The 15,430-nt window shown below is 39.0% G+C and carries 26 protein-coding genes and 1 riboswitch; of the genes, 7 read left to right on the top strand and 19 right to left on the bottom strand.

What is annotated here, in order from left to right; translation table 11 throughout:
- Positions 1 to 8: 8 nt before the first annotated feature.
- A complete protein-coding gene (locus NLX67_RS17160) occupies positions 9 to 617 on the bottom strand; it encodes a DUF2213 domain-containing protein (RefSeq protein ID WP_254312708.1) in 609 nt (202 codons plus the stop codon).
- Between the two features lie 182 nt (positions 618 to 799).
- On the opposite strand from NLX67_RS17160, the gene NLX67_RS17155 reads away from it, so the two are divergent.
- On the top strand, positions 800 to 1,888 hold the full coding sequence (locus NLX67_RS17155; RefSeq protein WP_254312707.1) for an ATP-binding protein: 1,089 nt from the start codon (positions 800 to 802) through the stop codon (positions 1,886 to 1,888).
- A gap of 6 nt (positions 1,889 to 1,894) precedes the next feature.
- Here the strand turns inward: NLX67_RS17155 and NLX67_RS17150 are convergent, their stop codons facing one another.
- From NLX67_RS17150 to NLX67_RS17135, 3 genes are all read right to left on the bottom strand, one after another.
- Complete coding sequence (locus NLX67_RS17150; RefSeq protein WP_375143404.1) at positions 1,895 to 2,500, bottom strand: phage terminase large subunit; 606 nt, start codon at positions 2,498 to 2,500, stop codon at positions 1,895 to 1,897.
- Positions 2,500 to 3,273: a phage terminase small subunit gene (terS, locus tag NLX67_RS17140; RefSeq protein WP_254312706.1), complete on the bottom strand. Its 774-nt coding sequence runs from the start codon at positions 3,271 to 3,273 to the stop codon at positions 2,500 to 2,502. The genes NLX67_RS17150 and terS overlap by 1 nt, the downstream gene beginning before the upstream one ends.
- A gap of 74 nt (positions 3,274 to 3,347) precedes the next feature.
- Entirely contained in the window at positions 3,348 to 3,599 is a 252-nt protein-coding gene (locus NLX67_RS17135; RefSeq protein ID WP_254312705.1) for a hypothetical protein, read from the bottom strand.
- A gap of 120 nt (positions 3,600 to 3,719) precedes the next feature.
- Between NLX67_RS17135 and NLX67_RS17130 the strand changes: the two genes are divergently transcribed.
- A complete protein-coding gene (locus tag NLX67_RS17130; protein WP_254312704.1) occupies positions 3,720 to 3,890 on the top strand; it encodes a DUF8096 family protein in 171 nt (56 codons plus the stop codon).
- A gap of 372 nt (positions 3,891 to 4,262) precedes the next feature.
- On the opposite strand, the gene NLX67_RS17125 is transcribed toward NLX67_RS17130, so the two are convergent.
- The 5 genes from NLX67_RS17125 to NLX67_RS17105 form a co-directional block, all read right to left on the bottom strand.
- Positions 4,263 to 4,832 (bottom strand): DNA-binding protein, encoded by a 570-nt coding sequence (locus NLX67_RS17125; protein WP_254312703.1) that lies wholly within the window; start codon positions 4,830 to 4,832, stop codon positions 4,263 to 4,265.
- 2 nt (positions 4,833 to 4,834) lie between these two features.
- Positions 4,835 to 5,158: a hypothetical protein gene (locus tag NLX67_RS17120; RefSeq protein WP_254312702.1), complete on the bottom strand. Its 324-nt coding sequence runs from the start codon at positions 5,156 to 5,158 to the stop codon at positions 4,835 to 4,837.
- 51 nt (positions 5,159 to 5,209) lie between these two features.
- A riboswitch (cyclic di-GMP riboswitch) is annotated at positions 5,210 to 5,296 on the bottom strand.
- A gap of 155 nt (positions 5,297 to 5,451) precedes the next feature.
- Positions 5,452 to 5,943: a sigma factor-like helix-turn-helix DNA-binding protein gene (locus NLX67_RS17115; protein WP_254312701.1), complete on the bottom strand. Its 492-nt coding sequence runs from the start codon at positions 5,941 to 5,943 to the stop codon at positions 5,452 to 5,454.
- Positions 5,944 to 5,957: 14 nt separating this feature from the next.
- Entirely contained in the window at positions 5,958 to 6,104 is a 147-nt protein-coding gene (locus NLX67_RS17110) for a hypothetical protein (protein WP_309143146.1), read from the bottom strand.
- 151 nt (positions 6,105 to 6,255) lie between these two features.
- Entirely contained in the window at positions 6,256 to 7,071 is an 816-nt protein-coding gene (locus NLX67_RS17105; RefSeq protein WP_254312699.1) for a DUF5677 domain-containing protein, read from the bottom strand.
- Positions 7,072 to 7,464: 393 nt separating this feature from the next.
- On the opposite strand from NLX67_RS17105, the gene NLX67_RS17095 reads away from it, so the two are divergent.
- Positions 7,465 to 7,632 (top strand): aspartyl-phosphate phosphatase Spo0E family protein, encoded by a 168-nt coding sequence (locus NLX67_RS17095; protein ID WP_254312698.1) that lies wholly within the window; start codon positions 7,465 to 7,467, stop codon positions 7,630 to 7,632.
- Positions 7,633 to 7,771: 139 nt separating this feature from the next.
- Here NLX67_RS17095 and NLX67_RS17090 read toward each other — a convergent pair whose 3' ends face one another.
- The 4 genes from NLX67_RS17090 to NLX67_RS17075 all read right to left on the bottom strand — a co-directional run bounded on the left by NLX67_RS17090 (position 7,772) and on the right by NLX67_RS17075 (position 9,967).
- A complete protein-coding gene (locus NLX67_RS17090; RefSeq protein WP_254312697.1) occupies positions 7,772 to 8,062 on the bottom strand; it encodes a hypothetical protein in 291 nt (96 codons plus the stop codon).
- Positions 8,041 to 8,364, bottom strand: coding sequence for an IDEAL domain-containing protein (locus tag NLX67_RS17085; RefSeq protein WP_254312696.1), 324 nt, complete (start codon positions 8,362 to 8,364; stop codon positions 8,041 to 8,043). The genes NLX67_RS17090 and NLX67_RS17085 overlap by 22 nt, the downstream gene beginning before the upstream one ends.
- A gap of 13 nt (positions 8,365 to 8,377) precedes the next feature.
- The gene (locus NLX67_RS17080; RefSeq protein WP_254312695.1) at positions 8,378 to 8,812 is read right to left on the bottom strand and encodes a hypothetical protein; all 435 of its coding nucleotides are present in this window, start codon (positions 8,810 to 8,812) and stop codon (positions 8,378 to 8,380) included.
- Between the two features lie 645 nt (positions 8,813 to 9,457).
- Complete coding sequence (locus tag NLX67_RS17075) at positions 9,458 to 9,967, bottom strand: hypothetical protein (protein WP_254312694.1); 510 nt, start codon at positions 9,965 to 9,967, stop codon at positions 9,458 to 9,460.
- 167 nt (positions 9,968 to 10,134) lie between these two features.
- Here NLX67_RS17075 and NLX67_RS17070 point away from each other — a divergent pair, with 167 nt between their 5' ends.
- Positions 10,135 to 10,326 carry a hypothetical protein gene (locus NLX67_RS17070; RefSeq protein ID WP_254312693.1) on the top strand — a complete coding sequence of 64 codons (192 nt, stop codon included), beginning with the start codon at positions 10,135 to 10,137 and terminating at the stop codon, positions 10,324 to 10,326.
- Between the two features lie 377 nt (positions 10,327 to 10,703).
- Here NLX67_RS17070 and NLX67_RS22890 read toward each other — a convergent pair whose 3' ends face one another.
- The 6 genes from NLX67_RS22890 to NLX67_RS17045 all read right to left on the bottom strand — a co-directional run bounded on the left by NLX67_RS22890 (position 10,704) and on the right by NLX67_RS17045 (position 13,139).
- A complete protein-coding gene (locus NLX67_RS22890) occupies positions 10,704 to 10,826 on the bottom strand; it encodes a hypothetical protein (protein ID WP_256519951.1) in 123 nt (40 codons plus the stop codon).
- Between the two features lie 374 nt (positions 10,827 to 11,200).
- Positions 11,201 to 11,377 (bottom strand): hypothetical protein, encoded by a 177-nt coding sequence (locus NLX67_RS17065; protein ID WP_254312692.1) that lies wholly within the window; start codon positions 11,375 to 11,377, stop codon positions 11,201 to 11,203.
- Between the two features lie 132 nt (positions 11,378 to 11,509).
- Positions 11,510 to 11,731 (bottom strand): hypothetical protein, encoded by a 222-nt coding sequence (locus NLX67_RS17060; RefSeq protein ID WP_254312691.1) that lies wholly within the window; start codon positions 11,729 to 11,731, stop codon positions 11,510 to 11,512.
- A gap of 22 nt (positions 11,732 to 11,753) precedes the next feature.
- Entirely contained in the window at positions 11,754 to 11,912 is a 159-nt protein-coding gene (locus NLX67_RS17055; RefSeq protein WP_254312690.1) for a hypothetical protein, read from the bottom strand.
- Between the two features lie 249 nt (positions 11,913 to 12,161).
- Positions 12,162 to 12,680 (bottom strand): helix-turn-helix domain-containing protein, encoded by a 519-nt coding sequence (locus NLX67_RS17050; protein ID WP_254312689.1) that lies wholly within the window; start codon positions 12,678 to 12,680, stop codon positions 12,162 to 12,164.
- A 216-nt stretch (positions 12,681 to 12,896) separates the two neighbouring features.
- Complete coding sequence (locus NLX67_RS17045) at positions 12,897 to 13,139, bottom strand: helix-turn-helix domain-containing protein (protein WP_254312688.1); 243 nt, start codon at positions 13,137 to 13,139, stop codon at positions 12,897 to 12,899.
- Positions 13,140 to 13,271: 132 nt separating this feature from the next.
- Here NLX67_RS17045 and NLX67_RS17040 point away from each other — a divergent pair, with 132 nt between their 5' ends.
- The 3 genes from NLX67_RS17040 to NLX67_RS17030 all read left to right on the top strand — a co-directional run bounded on the left by NLX67_RS17040 (position 13,272) and on the right by NLX67_RS17030 (position 15,101).
- Entirely contained in the window at positions 13,272 to 13,637 is a 366-nt protein-coding gene (locus NLX67_RS17040) for a helix-turn-helix domain-containing protein (protein WP_254312687.1), read from the top strand.
- Between the two features lie 67 nt (positions 13,638 to 13,704).
- Positions 13,705 to 14,274: an NUDIX hydrolase gene (locus NLX67_RS17035; protein WP_254312686.1), complete on the top strand. Its 570-nt coding sequence runs from the start codon at positions 13,705 to 13,707 to the stop codon at positions 14,272 to 14,274.
- Between the two features lie 239 nt (positions 14,275 to 14,513).
- Entirely contained in the window at positions 14,514 to 15,101 is a 588-nt protein-coding gene (locus NLX67_RS17030; protein WP_254312685.1) for an MEDS domain-containing protein, read from the top strand.
- Positions 15,102 to 15,430: the final 329 nt, after the last annotated feature.

Below are 15,430 nucleotides of genomic sequence, written 5' to 3'. Positions count from 1 at the left end.
AAAATAGCTTACACCGGTTGCTTGTAAACCATTGTTTCATCGTATTGTGCCTGCGTAATCCAGCCTTGCTCAAGTGCGTTATCGATCTGCCCTTGAGAAAACATGCTTGCCGCGTATTCTTTTATCGCCACTTTCGGGCCCGCTCGTCCTCTGTCCAAGATGGCAATGTGGTTAATATCAATGTTTCTTTGCACATATCCGTACTCATCACCTTGATATGTGCCACGCTGCTCCACAATATCGCTCATAAAGCCGATACTGATTTCACTTTGTTCACCGCTGAAGATCCGGTCCATTAAAGCAGCATCCGTGATCGTCATAGAAACAACCAGCATGCCACCTTCTACACGGCTGTCTGTATGTGTCATTCCTTTTGAATAACGGCTGATATTATCGACTGTTACTTCTTCACTTGGATGTCCGTCCGTCACTGGCTTTGCCCGTGCTGAATAAATCGCTAAATCACTGAATACATCGTCTGGCAATTTCGCTTCATATTGGATGGTTCCATCTTGCCTTTGGTAAGGGAAAACCCCTGGCCGTGTGATAGGTGCTGTCACGGTTAAAAAACCATATGAATCCGTAATCAGCATTTTGTCATATCGTTGTACCTTCACAATGTTCTCACCCCCTTTCAGGCAATAAAAAAAGACCGATTCTCGGTCTTCTGACATTTTTCAATACAAAATGTAGTCATATAAAGGAAACATAGCGAAATATATTGTATAATCTAAAGATATTTTATCGATTATTATGAATTGAATTTATTAACCATTAATATAAATAGAGGATGTTATGCATGGATCATTACAACAATGAAAATAATCAGAATATTAATAACAATCAAGTTGATTACAAGCATCTTATCCCAAGACAAAATGGGTTTGTGTTTAAATTTATAAAGAAAGATAAAGATTTTATCCATACGTTCGTTGAAGGTGATTTTCTAGAAAAAGTAGGGCTTTCTCCTGCATGTATTATTGGTAAAACTTTGCACGACTTTTTACCTGAAGATCGGGCAAATCAGAAACATTATTTTTATGAAATAGCTTGGAGCGGCAATACTATTAACTGTGAAGGAAGTGCAAATGGATTCCATTACCTTGCTTCGTTAACTCCAGTAATAATCAATTCACAAGTTATTGAAGTAAATGGTACAGCTATCGAGACTACAGAACATCGAAAGAACGCCTCCAAGATTCAGGAACTAGAAAAACTTTCATTAGTCGGTGAATTAGCAGCGGGAATTGCCCATGAAATTCGAAATCCTTTAACATCTGTAACAGGTTTTGCTCAAATGATTAAGGAACTTTCAAATGACGAAACAATAGATAATTACATTGAGATAATGCTTAATGAATTAAATCAAATTAATACCATCGTTAATCAATTTATGTTTATATCTAAACCTAAAGAAAACATGGAGATTAGAGATACGGATATGAAGGCTTTGGTCTCCCAAGTTATAGAATTTATGAAACCCCAAACAAATCTAAAAGGTCTAAACTTTATCGAATTTATTAGTTCTGATTCTATATTTACTGCACATTGTGACCCCAATCAGATAACACAAGTTATAATGAACCTGATACAAAATGCTATTGAAGCAACGACCGATTCTACACAAAAAATAGCGGTTTCGCTTAAAAATACAAACGAAAATAGCCTCTTAATAGAAATTACTGATAAAGGGTGCGGGATTTCACAAGAAAGACAGAAAAGACTATTTGAACCTTTCTATACAACAAAAGAAAAAGGAACAGGATTAGGGCTTATGATGTGTAAACGAATTATAGAAAACCATGACGGCACGATAGAAGTTAACAGTCAACTTGGTGAAGGCACGACTGTCAGAATCATTTTACCCAAGGTCTCTAATCATCATTAATGAGCTTCAATTATCATCAAAAACAGGGGTAGCAGTGCAGCGGCAATTATAATCAGTGCCAGGCAAACCAACAGCCGGCGGATCAGCATATTCAAATACCTGCCCTTCCAGCTTGTCGTGCGAATCACGTACCTTTTCATCGTTTGATGTGCTCCACTTGAATTTGCTGACGCCCATTGCCTTATGCCGCTCAGCGGTCATCTGGCCAAGAATGCTACCTGTCTGATCCCGAGCAATGAATTTCGTCCGCTTCTCTGACATGCCAGTGCGCTTCACCAGCTGATCCCGAATCTCATTCGGACTGCTGCCGTTTTTGACACCTTGATAAATGATAGATTCGATTTTCGGAAAGTATTCATCCCGAATGGTGCTGATATAACTGACATTAACTAACTCCTCCAGCAAAGAATACGTTGAATCCCGGTGCGTATCGTATACCTCACGCACAACGAGAGCGGTCCGTTTTTCTTCCAGCAACTTTAAAATGATTTTCAAGGCAACGTGATAGCTTTTACTGCTACCATAGCCGCCTAAAAGAAATTGAAATTTGGTTGACCAATCGAATAAGAAATCATCGAAATGAGGATTAACTTCTTTATTAACAGCAACCATCATTCATCCCTCTTTTTTCGACTAATCATAATTTCAATTGGACCTTCATTAGTGTTGCCGGATAGCTTCTCCACTTCCGCTTTTGTTTTATCAATGGCCACACGCATCTGCTCCAGCTTCAAGCGGCGCTCGTCGTGAATATGAGCCAGCTCGTCAAACTTCTTTATTAGGCTGCGCAATTCTCCCATAGCCCGAGACTGGGCATTAAGGAATGTCGCCTGTCGATCCCAGGCGAATTGAAACTCGTGTTCTTCCTCAGTTACCGACTTTTCAAAGCCGCCTTCCTCTTGCGGATAATACTCATACTTCGCTTTTTTAAGCTCTTTGATCATTTCTCCTTTATCATTTACCCACATAATCTGCTGAGAGCGGATGATCGCGGCAAACAGAATCTGTACCTGCTGCCATATTAAATCAGCAGCGGAAAGATCGGTCATCGCGTCCATGATCTCTTTTGCTTCGTCGGGGAGAAACTTCGAGAACAGCCCGTGCTTCTCAGCTGCTTTGTTGCGTTTCGGAAATTTAGTAGCTGGCTTTGGATTTCCCTTGTTGCCTGGTTGTCCGCCGTGCTTTTTCTTGATTGCATCCTTCTGTTTAATGGTTGCAACCTTTTCACTTTTGGTTGCATCCTTTTTCGTTGGATCCCTGGACCAGCCTTCACGGCTTTTCCTGCTTTTTAAGGTGCCGAGTTTTATATCATGCTTTTCCGCTAATGCAGCAAGCGTGATCTTGGTTGTTTCCCATTCTGCTCTGATATCCTCCCAGTTTGCCACGTCACATCACCACCACCTCCGAGATTGTTTTTAGACAAAGAAAAAAGCACCGCAATGGGCGCTTATCTTTCTTCTTATTGTTTCCTTAGAAAATCAGCAATTTTTGTTTCGACACTCGTATAAATATTTCTGGCCTCTTCTGCAGAAATATTGAATTCACGGCTGACGATTGCGGTGATTTGAGGATCTTGAACTTCAGCGTCGTCATCAGCACCATAATTCATCGTTCTGTCGTACTGATCTCTCATGAAGCGATAAACATCTCTTTCGTGCTGACTAAGCTCACCAATGAAATTTTCAGTGCCCGGATCTCTTTCAATTCCCATTTCGTTTACTCTCCTTTCAACTTTAATTTTTATATTTCCCTAAGAGAATAAAAATTTACCTGCATTCTGCCAGCATAAATTCTGTTATCATGTTCAAGTGACTTCAAAGGAGTGTTCAGCATGGAAACAGAACAAAAAATTGATTTAAGCGTGACCTATAACATTCTGGAATACCCGGATATCAAAAGCGGCCGGTGTGATAACTGTGATACAGCCAAGTTTAAAAGTTCGATTAAGCATAGTATCTTCCTTCGTGAGTGCCGGAATTGCGGCATGAAGAAGATTGTTTAACCCTGTCATGTGACGGGGTTTTAATTTTTCATTTCTCATATATACGTCATCTGTACGACAAAAAACGCCAGTAAAGGCGCTTTTTGTGCACTTCATGTTTTCACTCGAACTGGGCAAAGTATACCCGACTAAGAAAGAAGGGAGTGAGGGCATGGAGTATATTTTGCGGTCATTTTGCACAGGTTTGTGCATAATTTTACTTACATTTATTTCCATAGTTCCATTTACAAAGGTGCTTTAAATGGTCGAGGGCTGGTACCCCTCTTCCTACCTTTACAATTAGTATGGTCAAAAACGGCTGACATATGTAATTAGTTAAATAAAAAAACATCTTTTCCCGAAACTAGAAAGAGGCTGCCGTTTTTCCGGTTTTTAATTATTTTTACAACGTGTATAACGACGCTCGACGCTAATTCTGCTTCTACTCAGTTTTTCGGCAATCTCTTTGAAGTTTACCCCTTCTTTTCTCCACTTTAAAAGGAGTTCAATTTCTTTTGTCGTCCAGCGTTTGTATGTCTTTATTATCTTGTCTGTATTAGTCTTACGAGCTTCATCTAACCACTCTGGTTCAGGAGGCAGTGCATGTTTTTCAACGATACTGAAATCGAGCTTCTCTGGGTTTTGTTCAGCCCATTGCCAAAAAGAATTAATATCAACTAGACAGAATTTCCGCTCGTAACAAGTGATACGTGATATTGCTTCAAGTCCATGAAACCGAATCCAATGGTGTACGGTTTTTCTGTCCACATGTAAGGCTTCTGCCAGCTCACTGCTTGTTAAGAGACCAGTAGCGTTTTTGGTGTTCCTAAGACCCATTTTCTTTAATTTCAACGAAACAGCTGTCTCGCTACGGTTAAGTTGTTTAGCGATGGCTGATAAAGAGCAGTTGCCAACACGTTTTTGTAGAAAGAAAACGTCTTCGTCTGTCCATGTTTGCCCCATCTTTATTGCCCCACCAGTTTACTTTCATGAATAGATTGGAGTCTGCTTTCTGCTTCTTGAGGATCCATCGACAAACCAGTTAGAAACGCTAACATGTCATCTTTTTCTGAAAGCTTCCTCATCGTATAGAAAATATTAGGTTTATGTTCTTTTATCAATGTCATTAATTCAACAGTGGGTAGCGCTTTTTTTCGAGCATCCGTTCTTAAAAAAGATCGCAAAAATCTTACAAATACTAAAGTTGAATCAAAGTCATCCGGATAGTTTTGTAATAATAAAAAAAACTTTTCAACGTTCACTTGTAGTTCATTTGTTTCTCTCCGCATTTTTCACCCTACCTTAAACAGTTTTGATCCAAATACGGAGTTACACCCTTATTTGGAAACCCGGCTGTCATAATTCATAAGAATGTTAGACCCGTGGCTTTGCGTCCTATCCTTTCGGAAAGTTTGCCTTTATCATTAAGAACTAATTAAATCATGTCGAATTATGTCGAGTCAATTAAACTAGTGATTTGTTCACAAATAATTCGGTTTATTTATTTTACTTATTCAGGGATTCAAAAGGATCTTCTTCCTTTTTTCTTTTAATTTTTACTAGGTATAAAAACTAGCCTCTTTCATGAAACAAGAAAAAGGCTGCCATTTTTCCGATCTTTAATTTTCCGCTCTGCCCGTTCTAAGTACGTTTGGATAGATGATTTTGTAAGCCCCAGTAATTCCGCTGTATAATCGAACGTCAATCCTTCCGCTTTCACCAATGTAAACACGTCTTTTTCCCTCATGGTTAAGTCTGCCAAAACGTCACCCAGCAGCCATTTTTCATCTGCTGTGATTTTCCGTCCTTCTTCCATCACTTTATTTGGAACAAACGCTTTAATCAATTTCGGATCCAATGTATAAGCTCCTGTCCGATCCGCTCCACGTCTTGCATCAGGATTTCGTCCGGACATCATCCACTGAATTGCAAATTCCACTTCGCTGATCATGCTGTTAATGAGCGTCTTATCCTGGAGATCCTGCTCCAACAATTCCGGTTTGGCTTCGACGGCTGCCTTCATTTCCTTCAGCGCTCGTAATGATTGTTTGTATTCGTAAATGAGTGTCCGCATGTCCAGTCCTCCTTTTATTTGTAGGCGCCGCCTCTGCCACGCTTAAGTGTTCTCATATTGGTGTTCATCAAATGTTGCAATTCGCGGTCAGACATCTTTTCCTGCTTTTTCTCGGGCTGTTTCTTCTTCGGTTTTTGCTTTTGTGTCTTCTTTTTCTCTATCGGCATTCCGTTCACTTTCGTCCACTGCCGAAGCTGCTCTTTCATCGTTTTCATCTGCTCCACTCCTTTTCGACAAATAAAAAAGGACACTGAACAGAGCACGAATTATCGTGTCTGTTCAGTGTCCTTCAGATGGCTGAGAGAACTTTAATTATGGAAATAAACTGATGTTTTGATCACTCAGTTTTAAAAATACTTCCTTATAATATTCTTTTTCACTCGGATGAAAATATTTTACAAACTGTAGAAGCGCCATAGTTGCAATATGCTTACTCAAAACGTTTCTAAAATCATTATCTTTTCCGTTTCTAACGTGATTAAGATAACCCCAATCTTCACCCTCATCAATCAAAGAATTTAAAATATTGAGGGAATGCGTTTGATAAGAAAGTTGGCTATATATATTCTCATAAAAATATCCATAATCTAGGTCTTCACATAACTGTTTTAAAGATGTCGGCCCTTCATACAAGTTGTACCACTTTATATATTTTCTTCTCTTTCTCACCTTTTCCCATTCGCGTTTTATTTCAGTGAAACTTTCATTATTAATTCTAGAATGAAGCCATTCAATTTTCTCAGTAATAGGCTCATCTATTTGGTTAACTTCATCTTGACTTTCGCTGATAATCTTTTCAAGCTCATTTATTTCTTCTAAATAAGTTTGATAAACATACGCTCGAGCATACCTGGCATCGTCTTTTTTTATCATAAAAAACAAATAGATATAGTTTTCAAATAAGTCTCTGAAGATAGAATCAGAACTTTTCCCAATTTTATGTTCGAAGAGTATTGTTAACGCATCGAGCTTTTCAATTATATTCCAAAGCAGCAGATTAATAATTGGATTTTGATATTCGATTTCTTCTTCCTTTCTCGTTTTCTCGATAAATATTTGTTCTACTTTATAAAATTCTATAACTGATTGATCGTATATTCTAATCAACTCATCTAAATTAGAAGTCAAAACTCTTCCCCCTCTTCCCGCCTCATCCGCTTCACTTTGCCCTGATGCGTGACTATTTTATACTCCCCACGCGGGAGGTAGCTCTCTGATCTTGACCTTCCCTTCACAGACCACCAAAACGCATGTACTTGGCATTTCCATTCTATCCAATTCCAGCTTCATTGTGGAAGGATCAATTGTGATATCTTTCATAGTCGAGAAGCCCCCAGTCTGTTAAAATAGAATTGCGAGTAATATTTTAAGCGGCCGGGGACATGTTCTCGGTTTTTTTTATTTTGTCACAGAAAATTTACAAATTCCGAAAAAATTACAAATCCCGAGGTAAAACCCTTAATTTTTACATATTTATGTTTTATACTCTTTTAAAACCCTTTACAGACTAAGGAGGATCACATGGAGCAAAGCCAATTAAATTCTACTAGTCTAGATTCACAAATTAACGATCTTCGATTTCTGATGATTACTGCTGGGCAGCAACATGGCCTTAGCAGCCCTGAAACCTTACGATACAGCGAAGAATTGGATAAGCTAATTCTTGAATTTCAACTACAATATAGATAATTGAAACTTGTAATGAATCTTTCTGTGCTTTTCTGAATAATTTTTTATCAAGTGGTACATACTGGTGCTGTCAGTTTAAAAACCCCACTCCTTCAACTTGACAGCCTTTCTGCAGTCAGGCCCCCGCCTGGCTGTTTTTTTATGCTAACCCCCACCGCTTCTTCGCCATTTCCAAGCGTTCCGGCGTTAAATCCTGATACTTTGCTAAAATGTGTTCATCACTCAAGCCTTTTTCCATGAACCGCATGTATTGAGCTTTACTGAGATTCCCGTTTGAATTGACGGTCCGTTTACGTTGAGAGAACCTGTTACCTGCTCGCTCTTCTGCTTCTTTAACATAGGCTGGGCGCTTTGCTTCAAACTTCTTGCAATATGCTGCCATTTCTTCCGGCGTCCACTGCTGCTCAATTACTGCTCCACGATAGGCCATTTTAATTTTCCTCCCGTCAATTCTTCAAACCACTGTTCATCTTTCGTCAGTAGCGCCAGATCAATCAGCGCTGACCTATCCTGCAGCTTGTCCCAAAAATCACCGGCCGGCTCCAGCTCAACAGGGCTATAAATGTCTCGCAATGGATCTTTGATTTGAGGCTCTCCGCCAATCACATACACAACTTTTATCAACTCAACCTGTTCGCCGTGAAAACCGTGCTGCATAATGTTGCTCACATATCCAATTGCCTCGAGGCATCCGCCGATTTTGACTTTTCTCCAATCTCCTATTCTCAACAAGGCTGCCACCCCTTTAAAATAGTTTCATTTGTTCAAAAAACACCGGTTCTTCTGGCGAATCGTAATTCTCAAACCAGTGAATCGGATAACAGGCAAGCATTCCTTTTAGATCTTCCGTTTCATACACTTCTACATGTGTTCCAGATCCGCGCGCTATGACAAAGTAGGTTTTTCCAACCATTTCTTTTGAATGCTCCCGGCACCAAATGAGTTTTGCGGAATAGATTGCTTGGCATTCGATAGAATCCGTTCGGTTTGGGGGCTCTAGCTTCCGTTCTGATGTTTCATTTATTTCCTTGATATCAAAGTGCTTCTTTTCGTAACAGCCCGTATGTGCGCCTTTTCGTGGGAATCTGGATGCATAAACAAGATCGTTTCCGTCTGGAAAAAGATAAAACGTTTCATACGTCGGCAGAATGTCCAGATACAGGCATTTTCCTTGCAGCATGTTACAGTCCTCCTTCCGACTATTTTCGAATGCATATTAGTTTTAATATTAGCACTAATATTAGTACTGATATTAGTGCTAATAAGGACGTTAACGACCAATATTTTTTGGACAAATTAATAAAGCGATTAAGGTAAGAAATGCAAGCGAGTCTAATACTTTACACTTGATCAATTTATATTTCAGGAGTATGATTCTTTCACTACCTAGAAATATAGAAATGGAGGGGATACAATGCATTGGCTTCGCTTAATCCCTATTGCTTTTTTCTCTTTATCAGCTTTCTCACTGCTTACATTTCAAGCTGAAGGAATTGTACAGTCCATTCAGGAATTTATGACATTTTATAAACAGAAGCCCTAACCTCTTCCATAAAAATCCCTTTAAAGGGATTTTTTAACTTTTTACTCCTTCCCATTCTTTCTTGAACTGTTTCGGTCAACTGCTGATTACTGCTTGCACTGATCCGCCATGTCCAAATGCATTTCTGCCCGGACCAGGTTGCCGGCTTTTTCGTGATTGGCTGCCTGCGCCATGTGGTATTGGTATTGAGTCATTATCGTTTTCTCCTTCATCCTGCTTTCGTGTATTCCATTATGGTTACTTCCTATCTAACCGCCTATTCTTGTCAAGGCTGCCACCCCTTTAAAATAGTTTCATTTGTTCGAAAAATGTTGGTTCTTCTGGAGCAACGAAAATATCTTCTTCAACGACTGGCTCTGATGCGGTTTCTACGCTTTCGATTTCTTCCGGGTGATCGACTGCTTCGAAACTTTCAAACCAGTGAACCGGATAACAGGCAAGCATCCCTTTTAAATCGTCTGTTTCGTAAACATCAACGTGTGATCCGGATCCGCGAGCTATAACGAAGTAAGTTTGACCAATCATCTTCTTGCTACTTTTCCAGCGCGAAATGAGTTTCGCTGTATAAATTACATTCAGTTCGACCTCTACCGCCCTTTTTGTCGGTTCTGGCGGCCATTCTACCGGTTCAATCATTTCAATGATCTGAAACCTGTCCTTTTGAAAACAACCCGTATGCGCGCTTTTACGCGGGAATCTGGATGCATAAACAAGATCATCTCCGACCGGAAAAAGAAAGAATGTCTCTCCCACTGGTAGAATCTCTGAATCAAGGCATATTCCTTGCAGCATGTTACACCCTCCTTACGACGCATATTGAATGTACTGTTAGTCATTTACATGTGTAATCTACTTTTAACAGGGGTATATATGCTTATAGATTCAATCATTTGATCCTTTACACGAATTTTTCTCTACTCCTTTTATGGTAAAGAGAAATTTTGGTGGGGGGTGATGAAATGAGAAGGATCCAAGGCATAAATAATTTAATTCCTTACCTTGATTCGATCGACTTCCTACTAACTCATGAGGAAATTCAAGACCTAATTGCTCAAAAAAAGCTTCCTCACAAAAAACCGGTTAGTGGAATTTTCATTTTTGATTTAGACCACATCGATTGGTGGGTCAACGGAAACCGAATCAAAGAATGATGTTTTGGAGCCCTACTTCTTAGTAGGGCTTTAATGCTTTACAAACTCTGGATGTACTGATAATTAAACAAATGCAACGACCTCTTCCTCTTCTTCATCAAAGGCCACTATCCAAGGAACTGTTTTAGGTTTCTTCCCGCAATTCTCACATTCCAATTCTTCATATAAATAAGTGGATTTTTTTGTTATCTACAGCATCTCTTAAATCATAATCAAATCCCATACGCTCTTTGCACTTGGGACATGGAAAAGTTAATATTGGCAAATTCTTTCCTCCTCGCATTTTGGACGAACTGTTGATTACTCTACTAATGCTTCCTCTGCGTAATCTCTAGCCATTTTTTCAATCCCTTCACCTTGAAAGTTTGAATTTCTTTTTATTGATGTTCGATTATTGAAATCATTTCGGCTACCATATGTCTGTCAAAGAACAAATTATATTCTTCCGCTTGCTCCATTTGCCGCTTCCATTCTTCAAGTTTGTCGTTTAAATCGATCATCTTCACTCCTTTACTGTTTGTGTCTCACACTGTGAATTAATTTCATTTAAATTTCCTATCAACGCTAGGTACTAGAAACACACCATATTTTTAAGCGAAAATATAATGATAATAAAGAAAGGCTGTGAAAATAGTGAGTTTACAAGAACATGATATTACTGATGACGTTATTTCCTTGTTGGATGTTATCACCATTCTGTTACTTGAAGAGAATCCCATTCTGGGAATAGTTCTAGTAGCTTTACTCAAAACAGTTACTGAAGACAGACTTGCCCGGATATCACTAATTCTGTTAATCATCACTTTAAGCACAACTAGAAGTGGACAATAAAAATAGGGATTTTTTCTCCATTAATTTATTGCATAGTTTCGGTCTACTGTTTCAGTTTCCAATCTTCACAATATGGATCATCCGTAAAGTCACTTTTGTACAGTTCGTCATAACAAAGAGTTTTCCAAGTATATCCTGTTGTGCGGATCTCAACGATTTCTACTAACATACCTTCATTAAAATTTTTTGCTCCTGTGATAATGTCGCCTGGACCAAACATTTCATTCGCTCCTTCACAGTTTCGGTCAAATGCTGATCATCCTTTCCCGCTCTTTGAAGGACGTTTTTTTTTAGCTCTGTATGAGCATTTGCCGCGACAGCCATGTCATACGTTTGTGGCGTGTATAATCCATCAGTACCACGTTCCTTTCGCTGTATACTGCCGGTTCTGTCCGTTTAGGAAGTGAACATCAATAGCTGCTTCCTGCGGATTAGATTGCACCTTCACGACGCTTCCAAGCCCGTACTGATCACGTTCGTTGCTTGTTAATGATGATAAATGCTTTTGATGAGCCTTGATGAACACCCTCTGTTCAGCGTCGGATAATTTTTCATAGCCTGCGATTGGTGTCACGCCGTTTTCCTCCCTTGCTGATTTAGATATGTTTCAAACATCCGGCTGCCAGCCATACCTCTGCTGGATCTGTTTTTCCGTAAGTGACGATTAATTCAACGATTAATTCAACCGTGCTCATTTCTTTGCCGATGTTCTCATAATGATTTTTCAGCAATTGATAAACTTCTGATCGGTTCATGCCGCATCACCACCTGTTTTTTCTTCTGCATCAAACCGCTGCCGAGCTTCGTCCAAGTACTGTTTAAAAGCAGCGTCTTTTTCCTGCTGCTTCAAGAAACGATTTACTCATACATGTTCTCTTTTCCATTTGATCGAGGTCCCACATGAAAAAAGTTTCGTGGATGATTTCATCTAATTTTTCATTGATATATCTTTTGACTTCTTTTTGATCTACATTGATTTGAGCGAATTCCATGTTTTTCACTCCTTACTTTTCATACTTTTTTGCCTTAAGGCTGACCCTCCACTGCCTAAATACTGCTTTCATTGAAAAACCATTCTCCTTGCAAAGTGCTGCAACAAGATTCAGCATGCTGGTAGCTGCATCAAGCAGTTCCATAATCACTCGTTGAACCTCTTCCTTTTCCAACTCACTCCGTTGATCAGAAGGCTTAAACCAGCATGTTTTTTCAACATGCTCAATGGCTTCCACCGTTTCTGTCCTGACGAAGTGAACCATCGCAGCCGATTGATGAACGATGCCTGCACCATCAAGGTATGGGATACTGACAAATCCCGTTGTTTCTTCCCACACTTCAAAATAAGTCTGGGGATCGTCAATCGCTCCTGCTAACTTTGGATAAAGCTCTTTTGGCAAGTTGCGTGTGCCTAACTCCGCCTTTCCAATTGCTTCTTTTGAGTAGTGGACACCATCTTTTTCAGATAGGTCTTTTTGCGATAAACCTGCTCTCTTTCGGCCTTCTGCAAATACTTTTCCGATGGTCACTCAAACTCCCCCTTTTGTACTGCTGAATGCATTTCGAAGGTGCATGTAAACTGGTATAATTTTCTTAAATAATTGCTTAGCATTGCCGGCAAAATAACCTATATGCTCTAATAAGAACAAATCACTCTACATAAAGAACGGTTTTTTTACAGCAAATTTCGCCGTTTGTGGAAGGTGAGGCTTAAAAGCGCCTCTATTCTGGATCACCTTCCTTTCTTAGCTGACTTGCTTTTTTAAATACATTTCATTTATAACGGATTCCGTTAGTTTATCATTTAAAAAAACAGCGACTTCAACATCCAAAACAACTGCGATTACTTTAATTCTTTCCACATCTAATTTTGTTTCGCCAGATTCTGGATATCTGTATCCTTGTAAAGATAACTCAAGAGCGTTAGCGAGATGTGTTTTTGTAACACCCTTTGCTTTTCGTATTTCAGCAACATTTTCATTTACCATATGATCACCCCCAATCCGACTAACGTTTTCCGTTGTTGCCAACAAAAGTTATCACATTTATCTCAAATACCGTTAGTTTCATATCCAAATCCGTTAGTTGGTGATAAAATTTAGTCGAAAGGAGCTCTCGAAATGTCTATAAACAATAGGATTAGGGAGTTGCGCAAAAAAATCGGCCTAACTCAAAGAGAATTAGCTGAAAAGATTAGCGTTTCTCCTCAAGTGATTTCAAACTGGGAAAGAAATTATACTAATCCAGATCACGCTGATGTAAAAAAGTTGTCCGAAATATTTGAGTGTTCGACCGACTATTTACTGGGCACCTCCGATTCACATTTTAACCCAGCTCAATCTGATAAAAAAGAAATGAAGGAATTCTTCAGCAATCCAAGGCTGAATGTTTTCTTCAAGGAAATGGCCGATTCACCAGAGGAACAGCTTGAAGAATTGCAGGAGTTCTGGGAGATCATCAAAAAACGAGGATTAAATAAAAAATAACACGCTGCGGCGTGTATTATTTTATACATAAAAAAGTGTCAGAATTTTAATTAAAGGGGCGAAAATCATGGAGGTTCGTTATTGTTTGTCTTGTGGACATCAATTAGAAATTCGCAACATAGGCGGAGAGAATCGGAAAGCATGTCCTAGTTGCAGTTACGTCTTTTGGGGGAATTATAGTATTGGTGTTGGCGCACTTATATTAAAAGATGAAAAGATCCTGCTAGTTCGCCGATCTCAAAATCCAGGCAAGGGGTTATGGACTAATCCCGGTGGATATATCGAACAACATGAAACTATTGAAAAAACGATTATTCGTGAAGTAGTCGAGGAAACAGGAATTACTGCAAAAGTGAATGGAATTATAGCAATAGGAGATATGCCTCGCGAGGTGCATAATGTTTATCTTGTATTTTTAATGGATTATGTCGAAGGAGATCCAAAACCGGATAATGTAGAGGTAGACGGTGCTGGCTTTTTTAATTTGGAAGAGATGGATTCTATGAACGTAGCTGAGTTAACTCGTGAGCTTGCACGTATCGCATTTGAGCAGCCTTCTCACGGATTAAAATATAATCCCGTAAAAATGGTTTCCCTCCCTACTTATGGTTTATACGGAATACAGTCTTTGGTTTAACCCTCTACTGCTAAATTGACGGGATTGTTGAAGGGATAAAATTCTGTTTATAGGCAGCCTTCAAGTTAAAATGATAGATCCGTTGAAGGAAATCCAGCAGATTTGGGAGATCATCAAAAAACGAGGATTACATAAAAAATAACATGCTGCGGCGTGTATTATTTTTACATATACGTCGTTGCTTTTTTTATGATATGTATGAATTACCCAGACTAAAAAGCAGGCTAAGGGGTGATAAAATGGAAAACGAATTTTCCAAATTGATTAAGGAGAACGACAGCGTCCATATTTTTTATAGCATGACTGAGTTACGGCCTTATATAAATAACCTTGCTTCCTACATCCTTTCAGCCATTAAGCAAGGCGAACATGTTTTGGTTATCGAAAACGAAAGGGTAACCTCTTTAATGTACAAAGAGTTGAAAAATATTTTAACTAAGGATCAACTAACACATATACACACTATCAATAATTTTGATTTTTATTTTTCAAGCGGGAGTTTTCATCCGCCGGCAGTTTTAGACTATCTTTCTCGAGCGTTAAAACCTTTCTATGAGAAGAAGGTTTCCTTTCGAATCTGGGCACATGCTGAATGGAGTGACCAGGGAGAAGGTTTAACATTGCTACAAGAGTATGAAAATGAAGCAAATCGGATGATCCGTGAACAGGGATTATTTGTAGTCTGTGCTTATGATGAAAAACGAATGTCTAATTCAATTAAAACCATGTTAATGAAATATCATGAATACATACTGTCTGAAGATGGAATAATCCCTTCCGACCTGTACCAAAATACGAAAAAGCATGCTGATTTAACTTCTTTCTAAAAAATGGTCGGTTCACCAGAGGAACAGATTGAAGAATTGCAGGAGTTTTGGGAGATCATCAAAAAACGAGGATTAAACAAAAATAACACGCTGTAGCGTGTATTATTTTTCATATTTGCTTCCTCCTACTTCTGAAAAAGCAACTAAAAAACAAAGCTGGATTCCTTACCCCTCCAGCTTTGTTTTATTTTATGATTCTACAACGCTAGCAGCAGCAAAAAGCAGCAAAATCGCTCATTTAGTTAGAATCGGTCTACTAACAGAACACTTTTACAAAGTATTTTTTACTTATAAGGAATACTTACACCCTGCAGGAGAAATAAAAGTAC

Source organism: Domibacillus sp. A3M-37 (assembly GCF_024213455.1).
In the GTDB taxonomy this organism is placed as follows: Bacteria; Bacillota; Bacilli; order Bacillales; family Domibacillaceae; genus Domibacillus; species Domibacillus tundrae.
The sequence above is the reverse complement of the archived record's forward strand: the minus strand, read 5'-3'. Positions and strand labels throughout refer to the sequence as shown.

Bases quoted from the DNA above. Each gene is read 5' to 3' on its own strand.
- NLX67_RS17115 (WP_254312701.1), bottom strand. From the start codon at position 5,943: ATGCGGACACTCATTTACGAATACAAACAATCATTACGAGCGCTGAAG.
- NLX67_RS17080 (WP_254312695.1), bottom strand. From the start codon at position 8,812: ATGCTGCAAGGAAAATGCCTGTATCTGGACATTCTGCCGACGTATGAA.
- NLX67_RS17155 (WP_254312707.1), top strand. From the start codon at position 800: ATGGATCATTACAACAATGAAAATAATCAGAATATTAATAACAATCAA.
- NLX67_RS17075 (WP_254312694.1), bottom strand. From the start codon at position 9,967: ATGCTGCAAGGAATATGCCTTGATTCAGAGATTCTACCAGTGGGAGAG.
- NLX67_RS17150 (WP_375143404.1), bottom strand. From the start codon at position 2,500: ATGGTTGCTGTTAATAAAGAAGTTAATCCTCATTTCGATGATTTCTTA.
- NLX67_RS17090 (WP_254312697.1), bottom strand. From the start codon at position 8,062: ATGGCCTATCGTGGAGCAGTAATTGAGCAGCAGTGGACGCCGGAAGAA.
- NLX67_RS17120 (WP_254312702.1), bottom strand. From the start codon at position 5,158: ATGCGGAGAGAAACAAATGAACTACAAGTGAACGTTGAAAAGTTTTTT.
- NLX67_RS17070 (WP_254312693.1), top strand. From the start codon at position 10,135: ATGAGAAGGATCCAAGGCATAAATAATTTAATTCCTTACCTTGATTCG.
- NLX67_RS17040 (WP_254312687.1), top strand. From the start codon at position 13,272: ATGTCTATAAACAATAGGATTAGGGAGTTGCGCAAAAAAATCGGCCTA.
- NLX67_RS17030 (WP_254312685.1), top strand. From the start codon at position 14,514: ATGGAAAACGAATTTTCCAAATTGATTAAGGAGAACGACAGCGTCCAT.
- NLX67_RS17135 (WP_254312705.1), bottom strand. From the start codon at position 3,599: ATGGGAATTGAAAGAGATCCGGGCACTGAAAATTTCATTGGTGAGCTT.
- NLX67_RS17125 (WP_254312703.1), bottom strand. From the start codon at position 4,832: ATGGGGCAAACATGGACAGACGAAGACGTTTTCTTTCTACAAAAACGT.
- NLX67_RS17035 (WP_254312686.1), top strand. From the start codon at position 13,705: ATGGAGGTTCGTTATTGTTTGTCTTGTGGACATCAATTAGAAATTCGC.
- NLX67_RS17130 (WP_254312704.1), top strand. From the start codon at position 3,720: ATGGAAACAGAACAAAAAATTGATTTAAGCGTGACCTATAACATTCTG.
- NLX67_RS17065 (WP_254312692.1), bottom strand. From the start codon at position 11,377: ATGTTTGGTCCAGGCGACATTATCACAGGAGCAAAAAATTTTAATGAA.
- NLX67_RS17095 (WP_254312698.1), top strand. From the start codon at position 7,465: ATGGAGCAAAGCCAATTAAATTCTACTAGTCTAGATTCACAAATTAAC.
- NLX67_RS17045 (WP_254312688.1), bottom strand. From the start codon at position 13,139: ATGGTAAATGAAAATGTTGCTGAAATACGAAAAGCAAAGGGTGTTACA.
- NLX67_RS17055 (WP_254312690.1), bottom strand. From the start codon at position 11,912: ATGAACCGATCAGAAGTTTATCAATTGCTGAAAAATCATTATGAGAAC.
- NLX67_RS22890 (WP_256519951.1), bottom strand. From the start codon at position 10,826: ATGATCGATTTAAACGACAAACTTGAAGAATGGAAGCGGCAAATGGAG.